Source organism: Pseudoduganella sp. R-34 (genome assembly GCF_049904655.1).
Lineage (GTDB): Bacteria > Pseudomonadota > Gammaproteobacteria > Burkholderiales > Burkholderiaceae_D > Rugamonas.
In genome coordinates this window covers 1,182,393-1,202,413 of the sequence record NZ_CP184572.1, presented here as the reverse complement: position 1 = coordinate 1,202,413, position 20,021 = coordinate 1,182,393, and the positions used below count along the sequence as shown (strand labels likewise).

Genomic DNA, 20,021 nt, shown 5'->3' with positions numbered 1-20,021 from the left:
GCCTGCCTTACGCCTTGGCCAGGTCTAACGGCAGCTTGCGTACGCGTTTGCCGGTCAGCTTGAACACTGCGTTGGCCAGCGCCGGCGCCAGCGGCGGCAAGCCCGGTTCGCCCATGCCGGTAGGATTGTCGGTCGATGCGACGGTGAACACTTCCACCGCCGGCATGTCCGTCATGCGCGCCACCGTGTAGTCGCTGAAATTCGACTGCTCGACCACGCCATCCTTCAGCGTGATCGCCGCGCCAGGCAAGGTGGTGCCCAGTCCCATCAGCGCAGCGCCCTGCACCTGCGCTTCGATGGTCATCGGGTTCACCGGCAGGTTGCAATGCACGCCTGCGGTCACCTTGTGCACCTTGGGCTGGCCATTCCTGATGGAAGCCACCACGACGTAGGCCACCGAGGTTTCGAACGATTCATGCAGCGCCACGCCCCAGGCCTGGCCTTTCGGCAATTTGGTCTTGCCGTAGCCCGACTTCTCGACCGCCAGGTTCAGCGCCGCCAGCTGGCGCGCATGCTTGGGATCGATCAGCTTGCGGCGGTACTCCACCGGGTCCATTTTGGCGACATGCGCCGCTTCGTCGATCAGTGTCTCCATCACGAAGGCGGTGTGGGTCGAGCCCACGGAGCGCCACCACAGCACCGGCACATTGGCCTTCACGTTATGCACGCTCAGGTTCATCGGCACCGAGTACGGATCGCCCATGCCCTCGACCATCGTCGCGTCCACGCCGTCCTTGACCATCATCGGCTCGAACGGCGTGCCGGTAATGATGGACTGGCCAACGATCACATGATTCCAGCCCACGATATTGCCCTTGGCGTCGAAGCCGATATCGGCTTGGTGCACATGCGAAGGACGGTAGTAGCCGCCCTTGATATCGTCCTCGCGGCTCCAGATCAGCTTGACCGGACCCTTGCCCCAAGCCTTGGCCACGTTCACGGCTTCCACGATGTAGTCGGAAGTCGGCACCGCGCGGCGGCCGAAACCGCCGCCGGCCATCATGGTGTTCAACGTGACCTTGTCCGGCGTCAGGCCGGCCGCCTTGGCCGCTGCCACCGCGTCCAGCGTCTGGAACTGGCTGCCAGCCCAGATGGTGCAGGAGTCGCCCTTCAGGTCGACCACGCAGTTCAAAGGCTCCATCGGCGCGTGCGCCAGGTAAGGGAATTCATAGGTCGCGCTGATCTTTTTCGGCGCCTTGGCGATGGCCGCAATATCGGCCTTCTTCACCGGCATTCCGGCCTTCTTCGCCAGGGCCTTGTACTCGGCCAGCTGCTTCTTGCTGCTGACTTTTTCCAGGCCCTCGGTATCCCATTCGACCACCAGGGCCTCGCGCCCCTGCCTGGCCGGCCAGTAGCCATTCGCCACCACGGCCAGGCCGCTGCCGCCACGGTCGGTATCGACCTTGATCACGTCGATCACGCCCGGAATGGCCTTGGCCTTGGCCGCATCGAACTTCTTCACCTTGCCCCCAAAGACAGGCGGACGCGCCACCACCACAACCTTGGTGCCTTCCGGCTTGAAGTCCATGCCAAATTGCTGCGTGCCGGTCGACTTCGCGCGCGCATCCAGGCGCGGCGTCGGCTTGCCGATGATGGTGAAGTCCTTCTGGTCTTTCAGCTTGACTTCGGTCGGCACCGGCTGCTTCATCGCCGCATCGGCCATCGCGCCATACGTCGCGCTCTGGCCGGATGGTCCGGTCAGCAAGCCTTTCGACGCGCGTACCTGCGAAACTGGCACTTTCCACTGCTCGGCCGCCGCGGCAACCAGCATGGCGCGCGCACGGGCGCCGATTTCACGGTGCTGCTGCCAGGAATGCTTGACGGCGGTGGAACCGCCCGTCATCTGGATGCCGAAGTTGGGGTCTTTATAGGGGTCGCCGGCTGGCGCCAGCGAAGAGCGCACCTGCGACCAGTCCGCATCCAGCTCCTCGGCGATCAGCATCGGCAGCGCCGTATGCACGCCCTGGCCGAATTCGAGCCGGTTGACCAGGATGCTGACGGTATTATCCGGTGCGATATGCAGGAAGGCATTGGGCGCCACCGGCGGCTTGGCCGGCGCGTCGGCGGCCAGCGCCCGGGCGAAACGCCCGCCGTTGCTGGCCACGTAGAAGCCGAGGATCAGGCCACTGCCGGCCTTGAGGAAAGTACGGCGCGACACCCCTTCAGGAGCCGCACCGTCCGCTTGAGCTGCCATGAACCATTCTTTGCGCATGGCCGCCTCCCTTAAGCGATGGATTTCGCGGCGTCCTTGATGGCGGCGCGGATCCGTTGATAGGTGCCACAGCGGCAGATATTGCCCGACATGGCATTGTCGATATCGCTGTCAGTCGGCGCCTTGTTGGTGCGCAGCAGGGCCGTTGCGCTCATCACCTGGCCGCTCTGGCAGTAGCCACATTGCGGTACATCGTGCTTGACCCAGGCATCCTGCACCGCCTTGCCCACCTTGTCGGCAGACATGGCTTCAATGGTGGTGATCTTCTGGCCCACCGCCGCCGAAATCGGCGTCACGCAGGAGCGGATTGCCTGGCCTTCCAGATGCACTGTGCACGCACCGCACATCGCCATGCCGCAGCCGAACTTGGTGCCGGTCATATTGAGGTTGTCGCGCAAGGCCCACAGGATAGGCGTAGAAGGGTCGGCGTCGACTTGTACGTCGCGCCCGTTGATGTTCAATGTGACCATGCCAGCTCCCTAGTTAAGGTATCTCCGGGCTCGGGTCCGGTTGCCGGACCCGAGCCCGCATTTTTACTTGATGGTGGCGAACTTTGCTTCCAGCGTACGCTGGTCAACTGCTCCTGCAATGCGGCTGCCGTCGGCGAAGAAGATCGCAGGCGTGCCATTGATGCTCATTTTCTGGCCCAGGGCCAGTACCTTGTCGTTCGGCGCGGTGCAGCCGTTCGGCGCAACCGGCGCGGCCTTGCCGTTCAACATCCAGTCATCCCATGCCTTGTTGCGGTCGGCCGAGCACCAGATGTTCTGCGATTTGGCAAACGAATCCGGCGACAGGATGTTGTACAGGAAGGTGTAGACGGTCACATTGTCCATATTGGCCAGCGTCGTCTGGCGGAAGCGCTTGCAATAGCCGCAGTTCGGGTCTTCGAAGATCGCCATCACGCGCTTGCCGTTGCCCTTGACGGTCTTCAGCGCCAGTTCGAACGGCAGGTCGTCGAACTTGATCTTGTTCAGGTCATCGATGCGGGCCTGGGTCAGGTCGGTCCGGGTCTGCAGGTCAAGGATATGCCCTTCCACCAGGTAGCGGCCGCTCGGGTCCGCGTAGCGCACCTCATTGCCGATGGCGACTTCGTACATCCCAGGGATCGGAGACTTCTTGACGGAGTCGATCTTGACGCCGTTCAGGCGCTCGGCCAGGGCTTTGCGCAGTTGCGCTTCTTCTTTTGCGTTCTGCGCATCCGCACAGGACATCAGCATGACCGAAGCCAATGCCAATACCAGCTTACTCTTATTCATTAAGTTCTCCGCTTTACAGCTTTCCGAGGGCATGTGAAATCAGCCGGCGCTTTACGCCCGGCAATTTATCCAGCAAGTTTAGCCCGAAATTGCGCACTGCGCGCACCGGTTCGAGATCGGTGCCGAACAGGCGCTCCAGGCCATCCGTGGTGGCCAGCATCAGGCTCACTTCTTCCTTGCGTGCGCGGGCATAACGCGCCAGCACGCGGTCATCGCCGATGGAGCGATGTTCTTCCCGCTCCGCCACGGCCTTGACCAGTTCCTGCACGTCGCCGAAGCCCAGGTTCATGCCATGCCCGGCCAGCGGGTGCACCACGTGGGCGGCATCCCCCACCAGGGCCACGCGCGGCGCCACCATCGCATGGGGGCGCATCAAGCGCAAAGGGAAGGCCTTGACGACTTCCGGCTGCAGCGGGGTCAATTTGCCCAGCTTTTCCTGCGCAAAAGCAGCCAGCCTTTCGGCCAGCGCTGTAGCACCTTCGCGGCACAGGGAATCGGCCAGCATGTCGGGCGCCGACCACACCAGCGAGACCTGCCTGCCCGGCAGCGGCAGCAAGGCGACAATACCCTGCTCGCCGGTGAACCACTGGTGCGCGACACCGTGATGCGGCAGTTCGCAGGCAAAGTTGGACACCACGCCGCTCTGGTTATAAGGCCGGTAATCCAGGCCGATATCGCACTGGCCGCGCACCCAGGACTGTGCGCCGTCGGCGCCAACCACCAGCGAAGCGCCAAGGTGGGAACCATCGTCCAGGGTGATCACGGCGTCCTGCTCGTCGTGCTTCAGCGCGACGGCCTTGCCTTGCACGAAATGCACATTCTGCGCGAAACGCAGCGCTGCATCCAGGGCCTGGTTCAAGTTGCGGTCTTCCACAATCCAGCACAGGGTGCCGGTGTGGGCGCCGTAGGCATCGAAGTTCAGCGCGCCGGCCTTGCTGCCGTCGCCATTGACCAGCATGGCGTCGACCGGGGCGATGCGCGACTGATCCATCGCTCCCCATACTTTCAGCGAATCGAGCAGGCGGTGGGCAGTATGGTTGAGGGCGAACACGCGGACGTCCCAGCTCGCCTCGTCCGGGCGCATCGGCGCCGGGGGGGGGCCAAGCACAGTTACGCTCAATCCTGACTGGGCAAACGCAAGGGCTGCCGTCTTGGCTATGGCGCCATTGCCGACGATGCAGACCGCAGTCTGCACATGGTGATGCGTGGGCTTGTTCATCCGCGCATTATAGCTTTCCCTCAATGGAAAAAGGCTATTGCAAACCAAGGATTCCCTGCTATAATGCTGCCTCTTGGCCTGGTAGCTCAGTTGGTAGAGCAGAGGACTGAAAATCCTTGTGTCGGTGGTTCGATTCCGCCCCGGGCCACCAAGAATAAAAAGTGAAAACGCCGACCCGAGTGGTCGGCGTTTTCGTTTTGTGCGCCCGCCTTTTGACTTTGTGAGAATTAGCGCATTTTCCAAAGGTATCAACATGATACTATCTCGCGCTTACTTTCCTTCCGGCAAATAATATGACCGATATGCCGGATGGCAAGCTACCTTAGTACCCCTGGGTAATGCCTTTTCCCACACTTTCAAAACAAGAGATCTTTAGCATGAAACAAGCTGTATTCGCCCTCGCCGCACTGGCAATCGCCTCCTCCTCCTACGCCCAGGACGCTGCTGCCCCGGCCCAAACCGTGCGTCCCTTCGTCGGCCTCGGCGCAAGCGCTGGCGGCGACAAACTGGCCACTGCCGAGTACACTAACGGCGATACCGCCAACATCCGTGCCGGCTCCGGCGTATATTTCACCGGCGGCCTGGACTTCCGCATCAATGAGCAGTTTTCGGCGCAAACCAGCGTCAACTTCCACGTGGATAACCAGTCTGCGCGCAACGGCGACCTGCACTTCAACCGCTTCCCGATCGAAGCCCTGGCTTTCTACCATATCGACCCGCAATGGAAGATTGGCACCGGCCTGCGCTACGTCACTGGCGCCAAGCTGAGCGGCAGCGGCGCGGCCGAAATCGAGGACGTGAAGTTCGACAACACCCTGAGCGCTGTGGTGGAAGGGGAGTACCTGTTCACGCCGCACATCAGCATCAAACTGCGTTACGTGAATGAGAAATTTGAAGTCAAGAACCGCTACAACAAAGTTGAAGTGAAAGCCAACCACGTTGGCATTTCGGGCAACTACTACTTCTGATGTGAATCGGCATTCGCCCATCACTCGCGGATCGCCCCGGTCTGCGAGCGTGGGGATGTCGGAAAACTTTGCACATTAACTGTAAAGCAACGAATTTCACGAGTAAAACAAATCGTGACCGCTTGTAACTACAAGTGAAAACGGTAATGTTGTTGTTATGATGCGCGCGTCCAGGGCAACTGGCTTCCCCGTTCGAGTTCAACGACCTGAGCTTCTCCTTCACCAACACCACGACGCCGAATGACGTACCAGAGCCAGCCAGGATGCTGCTGCTATCCCTGGGCTTGGCGGGAATCGCCGTTTCGCGCCGCAAGCCTCGCAAGTAAGCTGAACGCTCCTTGAAAACGCCGATCCTCGCGATCGGCGTTTTTCTTTCTTGACGGCGCCCGTTCTCCGACTTATATTAAACCAATAGGTTAATTAAATGATTGGTGAAATTCGATGCAAGACGCGCTCAGCCAAACTTTTTCTGCCCTGGCAGACCCGACACGGCGTGCCATGCTGGCGCGGCTGTCGCAGGGTGAGGCCAACGTTTCCGACCTGGCCCAGCCCTTCCTGGACGAGATGAGCTTGCCCGCCATTACCAAGCATTTGCAGGTACTGGAAAAAGCCGGCCTCATTACCAAGACGCGCAAGGCGCAGTGGCGCTCTTGCAAAATCAATGGCGATGGCCTGAAGGATGCCGCCGACTGGATGGAGCCATACCGCGTGTTCTGGGAAGAGAGTTTCGACCGCCTCGATGCCTACCTGAAAACCGTTACCGCAAAAAACCCACCTAAAGGAGACGAAAATGGCTGAATTCAGCGCCCCGAATGAGATTCGCATTATCCGCACCTATGACGCGCCGGTGCAGGCGGTATGGGATGCGTGGACCGATCCGGCCCAGGTCGCGCAATGGTGGGGGCCGCGCGGCTTTACGCTGACCACGCACAGTAAGGACTTGCGCGTCGGCGGCACATGGCGCTACACCATGCACGGCCCGGACGGTACCGATTTCCCGAACAAGACCACCTACCATGTGGTGGAGCCGCTGCACAAGCTGGTCTACGACCACGGCGCCACGGACGACACGCCGCCGCTGTTCCGCGTCACGGTGCTGTTCGCCGAGGTCGATGGCAGGACCCGCATGGACATGACCATGGCCCTGGCCGATGCGGAAGCGGCCGCCCAGACCCGCCAGTTCATCAGGCACGCCAACGGCGATTCGACCTGGGACCGGCTGGCGGAATACCTGGGCAAGCGCTTGGCGGACGAAGACAAGTTCGTCATCAATCGCAGCTTCGAAGCGCCACTGGAGACTGTATTCGACATGTGGACCAGGCCAGAACACCTGGCCCGCTGGCTTCCGCCAACCGGCATGGAAATGCGCTTCCTGCGCGCCGATATCCGCACCGGAGGCGAGTCGCTTTACTGCATGAGCAATGCGGCCATCACCATGTATGGCCGCGCCCGTTATGAGGAAATCCGCCGCCCCGACCTGCTGGTCTACACCCAGCAATTCTGCGACGAGAACGAGAAGATCGCACGCCACCCGATGGCGCCGGTATGGCCGGAAACCATGCGCACCACGGTGCAATTTGCTGCCGAAACCCCTGAGCGCACCAGGGTTACCGTGACGTGGGAAGTGGAAGGCAAAGCCACGGCGGCAGAATTGGCAGCCTTCCTTGAACACCGTGCCAGCATGACGCAGGGATGGAGCGGGTCCTTTGACAAGCTGGAAGCGCTGCTCAGCGCTTGACGGAAGCCCCGCCGCGCAGCGCGGCGGGGGTGGCATCACTTACGGCTTGGAGGCTGGCGCTACACCAGCCGCGCCCGCCGCTGCCTTGGCAAAGTCACCGGCTTTGATGACCGACACGGCTTCCGGCTTCAGGTTCGCACGCAGTGCTTCGTTGACCTGGGCCACGGTCAGCGCGCTGACTTTGGCTTCCAGGTCCTTGTCGAAGGCCATGGTGCGGTCGAAGCTCAGGTAGTTGGCCAGGCGGCCAGCCAGGCCCGCGTCACCGGTACGGCCCACCTGCTGCGATTGCAGCCAGGCTTTCTTGGCATCGGCCAGCTCGGTTTCCGTGAAGCCTGCCTTGAGCGCCTTGTTCAGCTCTTCACGCAGCGCGGCCTCCACCTTGACGGTGTTTTGCGGAGCGCTGATCGCGAAGGCCAGCCACAATCCGGCCGGATCGCGTGCCGGCACGGACAGTTGCGAACCCACCCCATAGGACAGGCCTTCCTTCTGGCGGATGCGGTCGGCCAGGCGGCTGCGCAGGGCGCCGCCGCCGAGCATGTAGTTACCCATCAACAGGGCCGGGTAGGCCGCAGCGTCATCTTTCATCGGCACCGGCTGGATCGCGAACAGGACCGAGTTGGCCTTGTCCGGAGTCTCCAGCGAAATGCTCTGGCCCGCCACTTGTTTCAGTTCGCTGGCGATGCGGACGTAGGGCTGCTCCGCATTCCAGTTGCCGAACAGCTTGGCTGACTGCGCCTGCACGGCAGCGGCGTCGAAATCACCCACCACGGATAGGCTCGCGTTGCCGGCGCCGTAGTAGGCTTTGTGGAAGGCTTTGACTTGCTCCAGGGCCGCGGCTTTTTGTTCCGCCAGCTGCTCCGGCAAGGTCATGGTGTAGCGCACGTGGCCCGCCGGGAAAGTATTGGTCAGGCGCTGCATGGCGTTGCCGGCCAATGGTTGCGGCTCGGTCATTTGCTGTTCGGTACCGGAGATCATCTCGCGCTGGCGCTCGGAGAAGTCCTTTGCCGTGAATGCCGGCTTCATCAGCGATTCGCCCAACAGGTCCAGTACCGCCGCCAGGTTGTCGCGCGTGGTGGTCACGTTGACGGTCACGCCTTCGGCGCCGCCGTTGACGTTGACGTTTGCCTTCAGCTTGTCGAGGGCATCCTTGACCTCCTGGCGCGACAGGCGCTCGGTACCGCTCAACAGCAACGAGGCGGCCAGGTCACCGATGACGGCCTTGCCCATCAGGTTCTCGGCCGTTCCCATGCGTAGTTGCAGCGACGCGCTGACGGTGTTGCCCTTGGTGCTCTTTGGCAGCAGCGCCAGCTTCATGCCGTTGGCCAACACCGAACGCTGGGTGCGTTTTTCAATGTTGTCGGGGCTGGGATCGAATACTTCGCCCTGCGCGATTGCCGCGCGGCCCTTGTAGTCCTTCACCAGTGCGGCGACGTCCGGCGTCTTCGGCACCTCGGTACGGTCGGCGGCGTCAGTCGGGATGAAGCGTGCCAGCGTACGGTTTGCAGGTTTCAGGTATTTCAGTGCCGCGGCCTGCACGGCCGCCGCGTCGATTTTCTCAACCTGGTCGCGGCGCTGGTGGAACAGGCGCCAGTCGCCCGCCGCTTGCGCCGAGGTCAGGGCGATGGTGAAGCGGGCAGTGTCGTTGACAGTCTGGTCGATGTCCTTGGCGATCGAGGCTTTGGCGCGCTCCACTTCAGCTTCGGTGACCGGATTGGACTTGATGTCTTCCAGCGCTTTCAGCATCGCCTCTTCCACCGCCATGGTCTGGCCGTCCTTCGGCACCACGGCAGCAAACAGATGGTAGCCCGGTTCCATCTGGTTGAAGTCGAGATCCATCACGGACGACGCCAGCTTGGCATCCACCAGGGTCTTGTGCAGGCGGCCGCTTGGGGCCTCGGACAGGATGCGGCCCAGCACCTGCAGGGCCGCCGCATCCGGATGGCTGGCCGGGGCAACGTGGTAGCCGGCAGCTACGATCTGGGTGCCGCCGCTACGGCGTATGGTGACCGCACGCTCGCCGTCCTGCGTCGGTTCGGCGGTATAGGTCGGGGCCAGCACGCGGCTTGGCTTGGGGATCTTGCCGAACAGTTCGTTGATCTGGGCCAGCACCTTGGCTTCGTCGAAGCGGCCGGCCACCATCAGGATCGCGTTGTCGGGCTGGTAGTAGCGCTGGTAGAACGCGCGCAGGCGCTCGATGTTCACGCCTTCGATGTCGGAACGGGCGCCGATGGTCGACTTGCCGTAGTTGTGCCAGTCGAAGGCGACCGACATGGTGCGCTCGAGCGTGACGCGGAACGGATCGCTTTCACCGCGTTCGAATTCGTTACGTACGACCGTCATCTCCCCTTTCTGTGCCTTGTTGTTCCACAGGTCGTCCTGGCTGATCGGCGAGTTGACCATGCGGTCGGCTTCCAGCTCCAGCATCAGCTTCAGGTTGTCGTCGTTGGCCGGGAAGGTCGAGAAGTAATTGGTGCGGTCATACCAGGTCGTGCCGTTGAAGCGGCCGCCGGTCTGGTTCAGCACTTCCACCGGAGTCTTGCTGCCTTTCTTGATGCCGAAGTTGGCGGTCGGCTTGAACAGCAGGTGTTCCAGCAAGTGCGCCATGCCGGTCTCGCCATAGTTCTCGTGGCGCGAACCCACCATGTAGACGATGTTGGTGGTCAGGGTCGGCTTGCTCGCGTCGGGGAACAGCAGCACGCGCAGGCCGTTGGCCAGGCGGTATTCGGTAATCCCCTCGACCGAGGTGACCTTGACTGCGGCAGCCTTGCTTGCGGCAGCCTTGACGGGGATGGCTGGCGCAGCGGCGAATGCTGGCGACAGGATCCCTGCGCTGAGCATGATGGCGGTAAGTAGCTTCACTCTGGGTAGATCCTATATAAACATAAAGGTTATAAATTATATAACCGGAACTTGCCGTGATGAATTTTTTTAAGTTTGCCGCCCGCGCATCACCATAAGTGCTTGCCGTCGATCACCGTGACGTCGGCCGTGGCGGCATCGAAATCGTCGAACAGGCGCGCATTGACACCTATGCGGCGGGTATGGCCATCCCAACTGCCATCCATCTCGAAGGCGGGTGAATCGGAAAAGGTCGCGCAGCCACACAAGGGGCAGAAATGGTGCGCTACCGCCCTGGTTTTCCAGCGGTAGGCGCTGTCGCCCGAGGGCGCCGGCACCAGCTGGAACTGGTCAGGCGAAAAATAGGCGAGCAAAGCGCCGCGCTTGGCGCAAAACGAACAGGTGCAGCGTGTGAGCTGGGCGGGAATTTCGCCATCGATCTCGAACGCAACGGCGCCACAGTGGCAACGTCCTTTGATAGTCATGGCCGGGCTCCTTCATCAAGAATCCGCTTGGCGCGGGACCCGGTCAATGTAGCGCCAAATGCCATAAGGCGGCGTTACCGTTCCCCGTCCTATTGCCCCAGCAACTTGTCGACCTCGGCTTGCACGCCCCTGAGCGCCACTTCCTGGCGCGTCTCAGGCACGCTGGGCTTCTGCCTGCCGGAAGCAATTCCTGCCGGCGCGCTTGGCCTGGTACATGGCCTGGTCGGCTGCCTTGACCAAGGTTTCGGCCGCCATGCCGGCTTCGTAATAGGCCACGCCAATGCTGGTACTCACCTGCAGTTGCGCGCCAGGCAAAAGGAAAGGCGGCACCATCGCAAGAACCAGCTTTTCCGCAATCACGGCGGCATCTTCCCTTTCGGCCAGGCCTTCGATCACGAGCACGAATTCGTCACCGCCAAGTCGAGCGATAAAGTCCGACTCGCGCAGCACCGCGCGCGTGCGGCTGGCAAACATACGGATCACCTCGTCCCCGACATCGTGTCCATAGTTGTCGTTGATGTGCTTGAAACGATCAATGTCGAAGTACATCAGCGCCAGCCCTGGTTGCCGCTGTGCCCGCTTGACAGCCTCGCCCAGGTGGCTATCGAAAAAGCCCCGGTTCGGCAGGCCGGTCAAGATGTCGTAATTCGCGCGACGGAACAACTCCTGCTCCATGTATTTGCGCGCGGTGATGTCCTCGGTCACTGCCAGTACCCCGACAACTTTCCCCTGCTCGTCCTTGAGCGGGATCTTGCTGGTTTCGATCCAGCACGGCGAGCCGTCGCGGCGATGATCGGTTGCCTGCATTTTCAGGCGTGGCAGGCCGGAGCGCATCACGTCGCGGTCCACCTGCCTGAAGTGCTCGGCCTGGTCCTTCCAGCGCAAGTCGGCATCGGTCTTGCCAACCAGCTCGTCCACGTTGTCCAGGCCGGCATCCTCGAGCAAGGACCGGTTCCCGCCAAGGAAGACGCTGTCGAGATCCTTCCAGAACACGCTTTGTGGAATATTGTCGATGATGTGGCGCAGCATCTGGCGCGACTCGTGCAGGGCCAGTTCCGCCTGTTTGCGCTCAGTGATGTTTTCTGCAAAGCCCAGTACATGGGTCAAGGTGCCGCCTGCACTCATCGGTATCAGCACGATCGACATGTCCGATCTGCGGCCATCGGGCGCAACGACCCGGCTGGTATAGGCCACGGCGTTGCCGGCAAGGACTTCCTCGAAACGCCTTGCCGCGACTGCGCGGCTTTCGTCCACGATGAAGCTGTCCACAGAGGCCCCGACCAGGGCTTCGCGGCTCACGCCGAGTTCTCGCGCCAGCTGCTGGTTCGCGTGGATGATGCGCCGTTCGGTGTCCAGCGCATACACGGCGAAAGGATGGCCTTCGAAAAAGCCGGCGAAGCGTTCGCTGAAGTCGCGCCTCGCGCGCTTGCGCACCAGGTAACGCGGCCACGCAGCCGCGACATAGCTGGCGACCAGGGAGAGCAGCAGGCCGATGGCAAACATTTGCGCCCCCGCCTGCGTCGCTTTCGGGTTGAGCACAGCCTTTTTGGCATAGAAAAAGATCAGCCAATTGCGGTTTGCAAACTGCAATTCCACCCGGTGTGCCAGCACGTGGGCCGATTCAGGCTGCAGCACGTGCGGCACCTGGTCGGCGTCGAACAACACCGTGCTCTCGGCCACGCGGTCTTCAAACACCTCGAGGTCGAAGAGCTGGGCAAGGCGTCCATGGTCGAAACCCTGGAACAGGCGATCGACGTACATGGATGAAAAGACGAATCCCTTCAAGTCGGCACCAGGCTTCGCGTTCGTTCCGGCGCGCGCGCCCCGGACAGGGGTAAACAGCATGACAACCTGGGCCCTTCCGGCATGCTGCAGAGCCGAATGGCGGCTGCTGGCCACCGGGGCATCGCGCATATCCGCTTCGCGCATCGCTTGCCAACGTTCCGGCACCGACGAGAAGTCAAAGCCGCGCAAGCGGTCTGCACGATTTGCATCCGTCGCATGCTGGCCATACAGCAGGGGATAAAAAGCATCGGCACCGTAGCGCGGACTGGAAATGCGGAAGCCGGCAAACGTCTGCGCCGTCTCGGCCTCGAAGCGCTGAAGCTGGGAAGCCTCCACCCGCGGCAGGTAACCGAAGGAACTGCTGCCTTCCAGCCGTTCGAACAAGCGGCTGGCTGCCATGTACTTCTCAAACTCTTCCGGGTCGACGCGGCCCGATGCACTGAAGAACGCACCCATCGAACGGGTGGCGTCCATGTACTGCCCCAGTCGATGTCGCAACAGTGCCTCGTAATACCTGGCGCTTTCCTGCAAGTCAGCGAGCTGCTCCTCCTGGCTATGCTGGACGGTTGCGACATACAGGTAAGCTGACGCCAGCACCCCGCCCACAAAAACTGCGGCGGGCAGGCCAAGCCGGGCCAGTATTGTGCGTGTCCTGGCAAAGAGAGAAATCATGATTTCCCTTGATCTATGTGAAAAATGGACCTTCGGGGGCGAGGAAGGGGAAACGATACGGTCAGGGACCGAAGGCCGCGAGCGCGGCAAGTGCAAACAGATTACCACAGGGATGTAACACAAATGCCGCACAGAAATCGAAGTGGTTGGCCGGTGTTGCGTACGCCCCACCGCGCGTTATCAATATAATATGCCGCACTTCCCTGAGTTTCCAATAGGTAATTAATCCATGAAAAGAATCTTCCAGTTCGCCTTTGCGGCATGCACGATTCCAGCGACGGTCCTGGCCAACGACGGCATTGCCTCGGTCAGCGTTGGCGGCATTGTGTTCGGCAAAACCGACGCCATTGCGATGAAAAAGGAAGTGCTGAACATCAGCCATGACCTGATCAGCGTCGACTACGAATTCCTTAATGAGTCGGCCAACGATGTCGAGGAAACCATTGTGTTTCCCCTGCCGCCCTACCCTGCCGCAATGCAGGGCAGTGACACGTATTATGGCCAACCGGACGGGTTTTCCATCCGCGTTGACGGCAAACCTGTTACCTTCCAGAGCAGGCTGGTGGCCCGCTCGCCCGAAGGCGAGGACGTCACCGCGCAGCTGAAGAAACTCGGTTTCAGCAACAAAGAGATCGCCTACACGCCAGCGTTTGCAGAAACCTCCGGCAAGGTCGCTGCCTTCACCGAGCAGCAAGCCAGGCAGTTGATCAAGCTGGGCCTGCTGGATGAGGAGAGCCGGGACCCGACCTGGACGGTGGAAGTCAATTACGTCTGGCGCCAGAAATTCCCGGCCAACAAGATCCTGCGCGTTCACCACGACTACCGCCCCTTTTTCGAAGGCGGCCCCGGTGCGACGGCCATGTACGACGGCTTCGCGGCGACCTATTGCACCGACCAGGGCTACCTGAATGCCCGTGCCAAGGTCGCGGCGCGCAGCAATGGCTACGTCAATACCCATAACGTGTCCTACATCCTCAAGACGGGAAACACCTGGAAGAACGGGATCGAGGATTTCACCCTCAACATCATCAAGCGCAAGCCGGATGAATTGGTCAGCCTGTGCTTCCCCGGCACGTTCAAGAAGATCAACGCGCTCACCTACCAAGTGCGCCTGGCGAACTTCCGCCCGGCCAAGGACCTCAACGTCCATTTCGGTAACGTCGAGGAAGGCGAACACCAGGATGGCGTGATGCCCGTGCTGCCCAAGTGAGCATATTCCACATTGCGAAAACCAGATCTCATATCGTAGAAAATTGCTTAGCGGCGCACCATACCGAACAGTTCATTTTGCGAAAAGCGATTTCATATCATGACAAATTAAAATTAACTATTTGAATAAAAAGGAAAAAATATAGCTTATATGTCTTATATAAGACATGGTGCGACGCAAAAGAACGGCCTATCATTATTCCAAGTGCTTCGCCTTTTTTAATCCGCTTTTTTGCTAGGAATAGACCATGTCCCACTACCAAGACGACATTCAAGCCATCGCAGCCCTGAAGGAACGCAACGGCAGCGCCTGGAACGCCATCAGCCCTGAAGCGGCCGCCCGCATGCGCGCCCAGAACAAATTCAAGACCGGCCTGGACATTGCCCGCTACACCGCCAAGATCATGCGCGCCGACATGGCCCGCTACGATGCCGACCCTTCCCAGTACACCCAATCCCTCGGTTGCTGGCACGGTTTCATCGGCCAGCAAAAAATGATCTCCATCAAGAAGCACTTCAACAGCACCGACCGCCGCTACCTCTACCTGTCGGGCTGGATGGTTGCTGCGCTGCGCTCCGAATTCGGCCCGCTGCCTGACCAGTCGATGCACGAAAAGACTGCCGTCTCGGCCCTGATCAAGGAGCTGTACACCTTCCTGCGCCAGGCCGACGCACGCGAACTGGGCGGCCTGTTCCGCCAACTCGATGCCGCCACCGGCGACGCCAAGAAAGCCATCCAGGACAAGATCGACAACCACGTGACCCACGTGGTGCCAATCATCGCCGACATCGACGCCGGTTTCGGCAACGCGGAAGCAACCTACCTGCTGGCCAAGCAGTTCATCGAAGCTGGCGCCTGCTGCATCCAGATCGAAAACCAGGTGTCCGACGAGAAGCAGTGCGGCCACCAGGACGGCAAAGTCACCGTGCCGCATGAAGACTTCCTGGCCAAGATCCGCGCGGTACGCTACGCCTTCCTGGAACTGGGCGTGGACGACGGCATCATCGTGGCCCGTACCGACTCGCTCGGCGCCGGCCTGACCAAGCAGATCGCCGTCACCAAGGAACCGGGTGACCTGGGCGACCAATACAACTCCTTCCTGGATTGCGACGAAGTGTCGGCCGACGCCCTGGGCAACGGCGACGTGATCATCAAGCGCGACGGCAAGCTGCTGCGTCCAAAGCGCCTGCCTTCCAACCTGTTCCAGTTCCGCTCCGGCACCGGCGAAGCGCGTTGCGTGCTCGACTGCATCACCTCGCTGCAGAACGGCGCCGACCTGCTGTGGATCGAAACCGAGAAACCGCATATTGCCCAGATCGGCGGCATGGTCAGCGAAATCCGCAAGGTAATCCCGAACGCCAAGCTGGTGTACAACAACAGCCCATCGTTCAACTGGACCCTGAACTTCCGCCAGCAAGCCTACGACCGCATGAAAGCGGAAGGCAAGGACGTGTCGGCCTACGACCGCGCCGCCCTGATGAGCGTTGAATACGATGGCACCCCGCTGGCGATCGAAGCCGACGAGAAGATCCGCACCTTCCAGGCTGATGCAGCCCGCGAAGCCGGTATCTTCCACCACCTGATCACCCTGCCGACCTACCACACCGCGGCCCTGTCGACCGACAACCTGGCCAAGGAATACTTCGGCGACCAGGGCATGCTGGGCTATGTGGCCGGCGTGCAGCGCAAGGAAATCCGCCAGGGCATCGCCTGCGTCAAGCACCAGAACATGTCCGGTTCCGACATCGGCGACGACCACAAGGAATACTTCAGCGGCGAGGCTGCCCTGAAAGCGGCCGGCAAAGACAACACCATGAACCAGTTCTAAGCTTCCTCCTGAGGCTGAACGCCACCTTCGGGTGGCGTTTTTTTTTTGCCTGTTTCTGCATGGAATTTGTGTGGTTTCCAGGTCAGTTTTGCGAAGAAAGCCAGTATTCCGGTTGACCTTGCGATTGAAGCAACCTAGCATCACTTTCGATAGCCGCCACCAGCGGCTGTCTTTTTCTGTTGTCCAAGGCCACTCATTCAACACTCGATCCCAGGACTCATCATGTTCAAAAAACAGAGCAGAAATTCCCGCGCCAGGTTCGCCATGACCGTGCTGGCGGCGGCCGTCAGTGCCCAGTTCTCCATTGCCGGCGCCGCGACCGGCGACGTGCGCGTCATCATCGGCTTCAAGGCCGGCGGCGCGTCAGGCGCCAAAGCAGCGATCGCGGCAGCGCGAGGCAAGGTGGTACAGGACCTGGCGGAGATTAACGCCACGGCAGCCGAGGTTCCCGGCAGCGAAGTGGCCACGCTGCGCAAGAACGCACAGATCGAATTCGTGGAAGAGGACAGGAAACGCTATCCCTTCGCCGTCAGCACGCCGTCCACCGGCAGCCCCTATCTGCTGGGCCAGCAGGTCCCGTATGGCATCAGCATGGTCCAGGCCGACCAGTTGCCCGACACCTATGCCAGCAACCGCACCGTATGCATCATCGACTCCGGCATCGACCGGGCACATGAAGACCTGAACGGCAACCGCCTCACCGGCAACAGCAATCCCGGCACCGGTAACTGGAGCACCGACGAACTGCATCACGGTACCCACGTCGCCGGCACCATCGCCGCCATCAACAATGCCGGCGTCGGCGTGGTCGGCGTGAATCCAGGCCGCCAGCTGAACATCCACATCGTCAAGGTGTTCAGTGCCGACGAATGGACTTATACCTCGACCCTGATCGGCGCCGCCAACAAGTGCGGCGCGGCCGGCGCCAATGTGATCAGCATGTCGCTTGGCGGCGGCGACCCGAGCATCGCCGAAGAACTCGCCTTCGCCGGGCTGGCCAAGCGCGGCGTGCTATCGATTGCCGCCGCCGGCAATGACGGCAACAATACCCAGTCCTACCCAGCCGGCTACAGCAGCGTGATGTCGATCGGCGCCCTGGACGAAAACCGGCAGGTCGCCAGCTTCTCCCAGTTCACGCCAAAGGTTGAACTGTCGGCGCCGGGCGTCAGCGTGCTGTCGACGGTGCCGATGGGCGGCGGCCGCAGCGCCACCCTGCAGGTGAGCGATGTCGTCTACACGCCGATTCCGATGGATGGCACGCCGCCCGGCACCGCCTCGGGCATGCTGGCCAACTTCGGGCTCGGCACGGCGGTCGATGGCGCCATGGCCGGCAAGATCTGCCTGATCCAGCGCGGCTCGGTCTCGTTCGCGGCCAAGGTCACCAACTGCCAGGCCAGCGGCGGCATTGGCGCGGTCGTGTACAACAACGTGGCGGGCGAGCTGAATGGCACGCTGGGTGGATCGGCCACCAGCATTCCTTCGGTCGGCGTATCGGATACGGTGGGCGCCAGCCTGCTGCAGCAACTGGGCCAGCCGGCGGTGCTGCAAGTGAACGCAAGCAGTTACGCGCTCTTCAACGGCACCTCAATGGCAACCCCGCACGTGTCGGCAGTGGCAGCGCTGGTGTGGAGCTACTTCCCGAAATGCAGCGCGGCCCAGATCCGCAGCACGCTGGACAAGACCGCGCTTGACCTGGGCGCGGCCGGCCGCGACCCATACTACGGTTATGGCCTGGTGCAAGCCAAGGCAGCATATGACCGCCTCCATAGCATGGGCTGCAACAACTAGGCGGGGTTCAGGGCTTGCAGGGCGAGGGATGCCATGGCGCGGATTCCCTCGTACGACCTGGCGGAGGCGATAAACCTGCCGTTGTGGCAAAAACCGGCGTCCGGCACGCCGGTGACTGCCGCCAGTTCGGCATCGCGCAAGCCCGCCCATGCCTCCGGCAAGTCTGCCCGCGCATCGAAATTTTCGGTACTGAGCGGAACCGTATGCAGCAGGTGGCGCTGCTCGGCGATGCTGTAGCTGATCACGAACAGCACTTTGGGCATCTCCTTGCGCACCACCTGGCTCCACGGAAGCGCGCCATTTTTCAGGAACAGGACCTTGCCGCCCTCCAGCACTTCCGCCTGTCGCACCTGCTCCACGGCCAGCAAGGCGCCGACCCGGTATCTGACCGCATTGACCATGACATCAGTCAGCACGTCCATCGCCCGGCGGAACTGCGACAGCCGGAATTCATCCGACGCTTCACCATAGCCGAGCCTTTGCTCGTCGAGCCAGTTGCTGTTGTAGCCGGAAATTACCGCCGACAAGCCATAGCTGCCCGGCGCGCTCTTCGCGGCGCCCACATCCGACAGGTCGAGGTACTGCACCACGTCCGCATCGATGGCATAAGCAATTTCGCGTGCCTGCGCTTCCGCCAGCTGCTGCCCGGTATGGGCAAGGGCCAGCGCAGCCACGCAGCGCGCGCCATGCTCGCGCCATACCAGGCCGGCGCTGGCATAAGGCACGCCACTCTGCCGCGCCACATCGAAGCCTTTTTGATGATGGTCGAAGCGGCCCGCCGCCGGATCCCACACACCGCCCACGTCGACTGCAAAGTCAGCCGTATCGATGATGGCCTGGTCGCGCGTGCGGATGATGTCGGCGCCGGGATATAAAACATTTAATACAGCGACAGCCCACGCATCGTCTGCGTGGAACTTGCCGCTGTGAGTCGCTATAAGCATGCATAGTCCAATCGTTGAAACACCATGCATGATATACCTTCATTCGTCCAACAACAGTTACACCGTGCCGATTGCTCTGGCCTGCCCCAGATGTCGGCCTTCCGCGACTGACTGCTCAGGGAAGCGAAGCAATAAAGCTCGCCGGGTTCGCATCAAACAACTTCTTGTGCTCCTCCATGCAGAAGTAATAGTTGCGCTTGCGGTAAGTGGTGGACAAGGAGTCCAACTTGTCGACGTCCATTTCGCAAACAGGGCACAGCGGATGCTGCTCGGTTGAGCGGCGCGTCCTGGCGTAAATGCTGTTGGAGTTCGGGTCCAGCCAGCCCTGGCCCTGGTACTCCATGGTATAGGCCGTGTTGCTTGCCGCCGCGCGGCCGAAATAGCGCTCCACCACGCGCAGGGCGAGGTCGATGCCGGAGGACAGCCCTCCCGCAGTGGCGATATTGCCCTCTTCGACAAAACGCGCACCGCGCTTGAGGCGAACGCGCGGGAATTTCATGGCGAATTCCTTGAAGGCGCTGTGGTGGGTGACTGCCGACTTTCCGTCCAACAGCCCGGCATGGGCCAGGATGAATGCACCGGTGCAGACCGACATTGTCAGGTCTGCCGTGCGCGAGGTCTGGCGCAGCCACTCCAGCACGGCAGGATCGCTCACGGTTTGCGCCGGGACCACAATCACCTTCGGCGGGGGCGCGTTGGCGATGGTGTAGTTCGGCACGATCTTCATGCCGCCGTATGCCGTTACCGGCGCCGCCGTCGCGCCAACCGTATACAGCTGGAACGCCGCTTCGCCCGACCTTCCCTGCACGCTGGTGTTGGCGAACACCTCCCATGGTCCGCCAAAATCGATGACCACGGCGTTATCGGACAGCAGGAAGGCCACAGGAATGCTGCCTTCCGGCGGCGGCTTCAGTGGCGCCGCGGGTGCCGGCGCACCGGCTTGCTGCACTTTGGCCGCCGCCAACGCGGGCAGCGCGGCACCCAGGCCCATTGCGGTGGAAATGCGGAACAGCTCTCGTCTTTTCATGATCTCGCCTCGATGGATTGTCAAGGCTTGTAGTCTCCCATTGCCCCATTG

At 61.5% G+C, this 20,021-nt stretch carries 16 protein-coding genes and 1 tRNA gene; 8 read left to right on the top strand and 9 right to left on the bottom strand.

All coding sequences use genetic code 11. From position 1 onward, the window contains the following. Positions 1-7: 7 nt before the first annotated feature. From ACN9MW_RS05580 to ACN9MW_RS05565, 4 genes are all read right to left on the bottom strand, one after another. The gene (locus tag ACN9MW_RS05580) at positions 8-2,212 is read right to left on the bottom strand and encodes a xanthine dehydrogenase family protein molybdopterin-binding subunit (protein ID WP_426168419.1); all 2,205 of its coding nucleotides are present in this window, start codon (positions 2,210-2,212) and stop codon (positions 8-10) included. Between the two features lie 11 nt (positions 2,213-2,223). Next, positions 2,224-2,682, bottom strand: coding sequence for a (2Fe-2S)-binding protein (locus ACN9MW_RS05575; RefSeq protein ID WP_426168417.1), 459 nt, complete (start codon positions 2,680-2,682; stop codon positions 2,224-2,226). 63 nt (positions 2,683-2,745) lie between these two features. Then, positions 2,746-3,468, bottom strand: a complete 723-nt coding sequence (locus tag ACN9MW_RS05570; protein WP_426168415.1) for a DsbC family protein — start codon at positions 3,466-3,468, stop codon at positions 2,746-2,748. Positions 3,469-3,481: 13 nt separating this feature from the next. Beyond that, positions 3,482-4,687 (bottom strand): UbiH/UbiF family hydroxylase, encoded by a 1,206-nt coding sequence (locus tag ACN9MW_RS05565; RefSeq protein WP_426168412.1) that lies wholly within the window; start codon positions 4,685-4,687, stop codon positions 3,482-3,484. Positions 4,688-4,762: 75 nt separating this feature from the next. On the opposite strand from ACN9MW_RS05565, the gene ACN9MW_RS05560 reads away from it, so the two are divergent. The 5 genes from ACN9MW_RS05560 to ACN9MW_RS05540 all read left to right on the top strand — a co-directional run bounded on the left by ACN9MW_RS05560 (position 4,763) and on the right by ACN9MW_RS05540 (position 7,393). Then, positions 4,763-4,838 (top strand) — tRNA-Phe (locus tag ACN9MW_RS05560). Between the two features lie 226 nt (positions 4,839-5,064). Then, positions 5,065-5,655 (top strand): outer membrane beta-barrel protein, encoded by a 591-nt coding sequence (locus ACN9MW_RS05555; protein WP_426168409.1) that lies wholly within the window; start codon positions 5,065-5,067, stop codon positions 5,653-5,655. Between the two features lie 263 nt (positions 5,656-5,918). Next, the gene (locus ACN9MW_RS05550) at positions 5,919-5,981 is read left to right on the top strand and encodes a hypothetical protein (RefSeq protein WP_426172116.1); all 63 of its coding nucleotides are present in this window, start codon (positions 5,919-5,921) and stop codon (positions 5,979-5,981) included. A 115-nt stretch (positions 5,982-6,096) separates the two neighbouring features. After that, a complete protein-coding gene (locus ACN9MW_RS05545; protein ID WP_426168406.1) occupies positions 6,097-6,453 on the top strand; it encodes an ArsR/SmtB family transcription factor in 357 nt (118 codons plus the stop codon). Beyond that, the gene (locus ACN9MW_RS05540) at positions 6,446-7,393 is read left to right on the top strand and encodes an SRPBCC family protein (protein WP_426168404.1); all 948 of its coding nucleotides are present in this window, start codon (positions 6,446-6,448) and stop codon (positions 7,391-7,393) included. Before ACN9MW_RS05545 ends, ACN9MW_RS05540 begins: the two co-directional genes overlap by 8 nt. Positions 7,394-7,432: 39 nt before the next feature. Here the strand turns inward: ACN9MW_RS05540 and ACN9MW_RS05535 are convergent, their stop codons facing one another. The 3 genes from ACN9MW_RS05535 to ACN9MW_RS05525 form a co-directional block, all read right to left on the bottom strand. Next, positions 7,433-10,252 (bottom strand): M16 family metallopeptidase, encoded by a 2,820-nt coding sequence (locus tag ACN9MW_RS05535; RefSeq protein ID WP_426168401.1) that lies wholly within the window; start codon positions 10,250-10,252, stop codon positions 7,433-7,435. A gap of 89 nt (positions 10,253-10,341) precedes the next feature. Beyond that, entirely contained in the window at positions 10,342-10,716 is a 375-nt protein-coding gene (locus ACN9MW_RS05530; protein WP_426168399.1) for a GFA family protein, read from the bottom strand. 153 nt (positions 10,717-10,869) lie between these two features. Next, entirely contained in the window at positions 10,870-13,173 is a 2,304-nt protein-coding gene (locus tag ACN9MW_RS05525; protein WP_426168397.1) for a diguanylate cyclase domain-containing protein, read from the bottom strand. 229 nt (positions 13,174-13,402) lie between these two features. Between ACN9MW_RS05525 and ACN9MW_RS05520 the strand changes: the two genes are divergently transcribed. From ACN9MW_RS05520 to ACN9MW_RS05510, 3 genes are all read left to right on the top strand, one after another. Further along, entirely contained in the window at positions 13,403-14,383 is a 981-nt protein-coding gene (locus tag ACN9MW_RS05520) for a DUF4424 family protein (protein ID WP_426168394.1), read from the top strand. Between the two features lie 247 nt (positions 14,384-14,630). After that, entirely contained in the window at positions 14,631-16,211 is a 1,581-nt protein-coding gene (locus tag ACN9MW_RS05515; protein ID WP_426168392.1) for an isocitrate lyase, read from the top strand. Between the two features lie 222 nt (positions 16,212-16,433). Then, the gene (locus tag ACN9MW_RS05510) at positions 16,434-17,999 is read left to right on the top strand and encodes a S8 family serine peptidase (protein ID WP_426168389.1); all 1,566 of its coding nucleotides are present in this window, start codon (positions 16,434-16,436) and stop codon (positions 17,997-17,999) included. On the opposite strand, the gene ACN9MW_RS05505 is transcribed toward ACN9MW_RS05510, so the two are convergent. Then, positions 17,996-18,943: an MYG1 family protein gene (locus ACN9MW_RS05505; protein ID WP_426168386.1), complete on the bottom strand. Its 948-nt coding sequence runs from the start codon at positions 18,941-18,943 to the stop codon at positions 17,996-17,998. The genes ACN9MW_RS05510 and ACN9MW_RS05505 overlap by 4 nt on opposite strands. Before the next feature lie 115 nt (positions 18,944-19,058). After that, positions 19,059-19,970, bottom strand: coding sequence for a DJ-1/PfpI family protein (locus tag ACN9MW_RS05500; RefSeq protein WP_426168383.1), 912 nt, complete (start codon positions 19,968-19,970; stop codon positions 19,059-19,061). Positions 19,971-20,021 lie beyond the last annotated feature (51 nt).

What these genes read in the sequence shown, in the direction of transcription:
- ACN9MW_RS05500 (WP_426168383.1), bottom strand. Translation starts at nt 19,970, where the DNA reads ATGAAAAGACGAGAGCTGTTCCGCATTTCCACCGCAATGGGCCTGGGT.
- ACN9MW_RS05580 (WP_426168419.1), bottom strand. Translation starts at nt 2,212, where the DNA reads ATGCGCAAAGAATGGTTCATGGCAGCTCAAGCGGACGGTGCGGCTCCT.
- ACN9MW_RS05515 (WP_426168392.1), top strand. Translation starts at nt 14,631, where the DNA reads ATGTCCCACTACCAAGACGACATTCAAGCCATCGCAGCCCTGAAGGAA.
- ACN9MW_RS05530 (WP_426168399.1), bottom strand. Translation starts at nt 10,716, where the DNA reads ATGACTATCAAAGGACGTTGCCACTGTGGCGCCGTTGCGTTCGAGATC.
- ACN9MW_RS05570 (WP_426168415.1), bottom strand. Translation starts at nt 3,468, where the DNA reads ATGAATAAGAGTAAGCTGGTATTGGCATTGGCTTCGGTCATGCTGATG.
- ACN9MW_RS05545 (WP_426168406.1), top strand. Translation starts at nt 6,097, where the DNA reads ATGCAAGACGCGCTCAGCCAAACTTTTTCTGCCCTGGCAGACCCGACA.
- ACN9MW_RS05510 (WP_426168389.1), top strand. Translation starts at nt 16,434, where the DNA reads ATGTTCAAAAAACAGAGCAGAAATTCCCGCGCCAGGTTCGCCATGACC.
- ACN9MW_RS05575 (WP_426168417.1), bottom strand. Translation starts at nt 2,682, where the DNA reads ATGGTCACATTGAACATCAACGGGCGCGACGTACAAGTCGACGCCGAC.
- ACN9MW_RS05555 (WP_426168409.1), top strand. Translation starts at nt 5,065, where the DNA reads ATGAAACAAGCTGTATTCGCCCTCGCCGCACTGGCAATCGCCTCCTCC.
- ACN9MW_RS05525 (WP_426168397.1), bottom strand. Translation starts at nt 13,173, where the DNA reads ATGATTTCTCTCTTTGCCAGGACACGCACAATACTGGCCCGGCTTGGC.
- ACN9MW_RS05520 (WP_426168394.1), top strand. Translation starts at nt 13,403, where the DNA reads ATGAAAAGAATCTTCCAGTTCGCCTTTGCGGCATGCACGATTCCAGCG.
- ACN9MW_RS05540 (WP_426168404.1), top strand. Translation starts at nt 6,446, where the DNA reads ATGGCTGAATTCAGCGCCCCGAATGAGATTCGCATTATCCGCACCTAT.
- ACN9MW_RS05505 (WP_426168386.1), bottom strand. Translation starts at nt 18,943, where the DNA reads ATGCTTATAGCGACTCACAGCGGCAAGTTCCACGCAGACGATGCGTGG.
- ACN9MW_RS05565 (WP_426168412.1), bottom strand. Translation starts at nt 4,687, where the DNA reads ATGAACAAGCCCACGCATCACCATGTGCAGACTGCGGTCTGCATCGTC.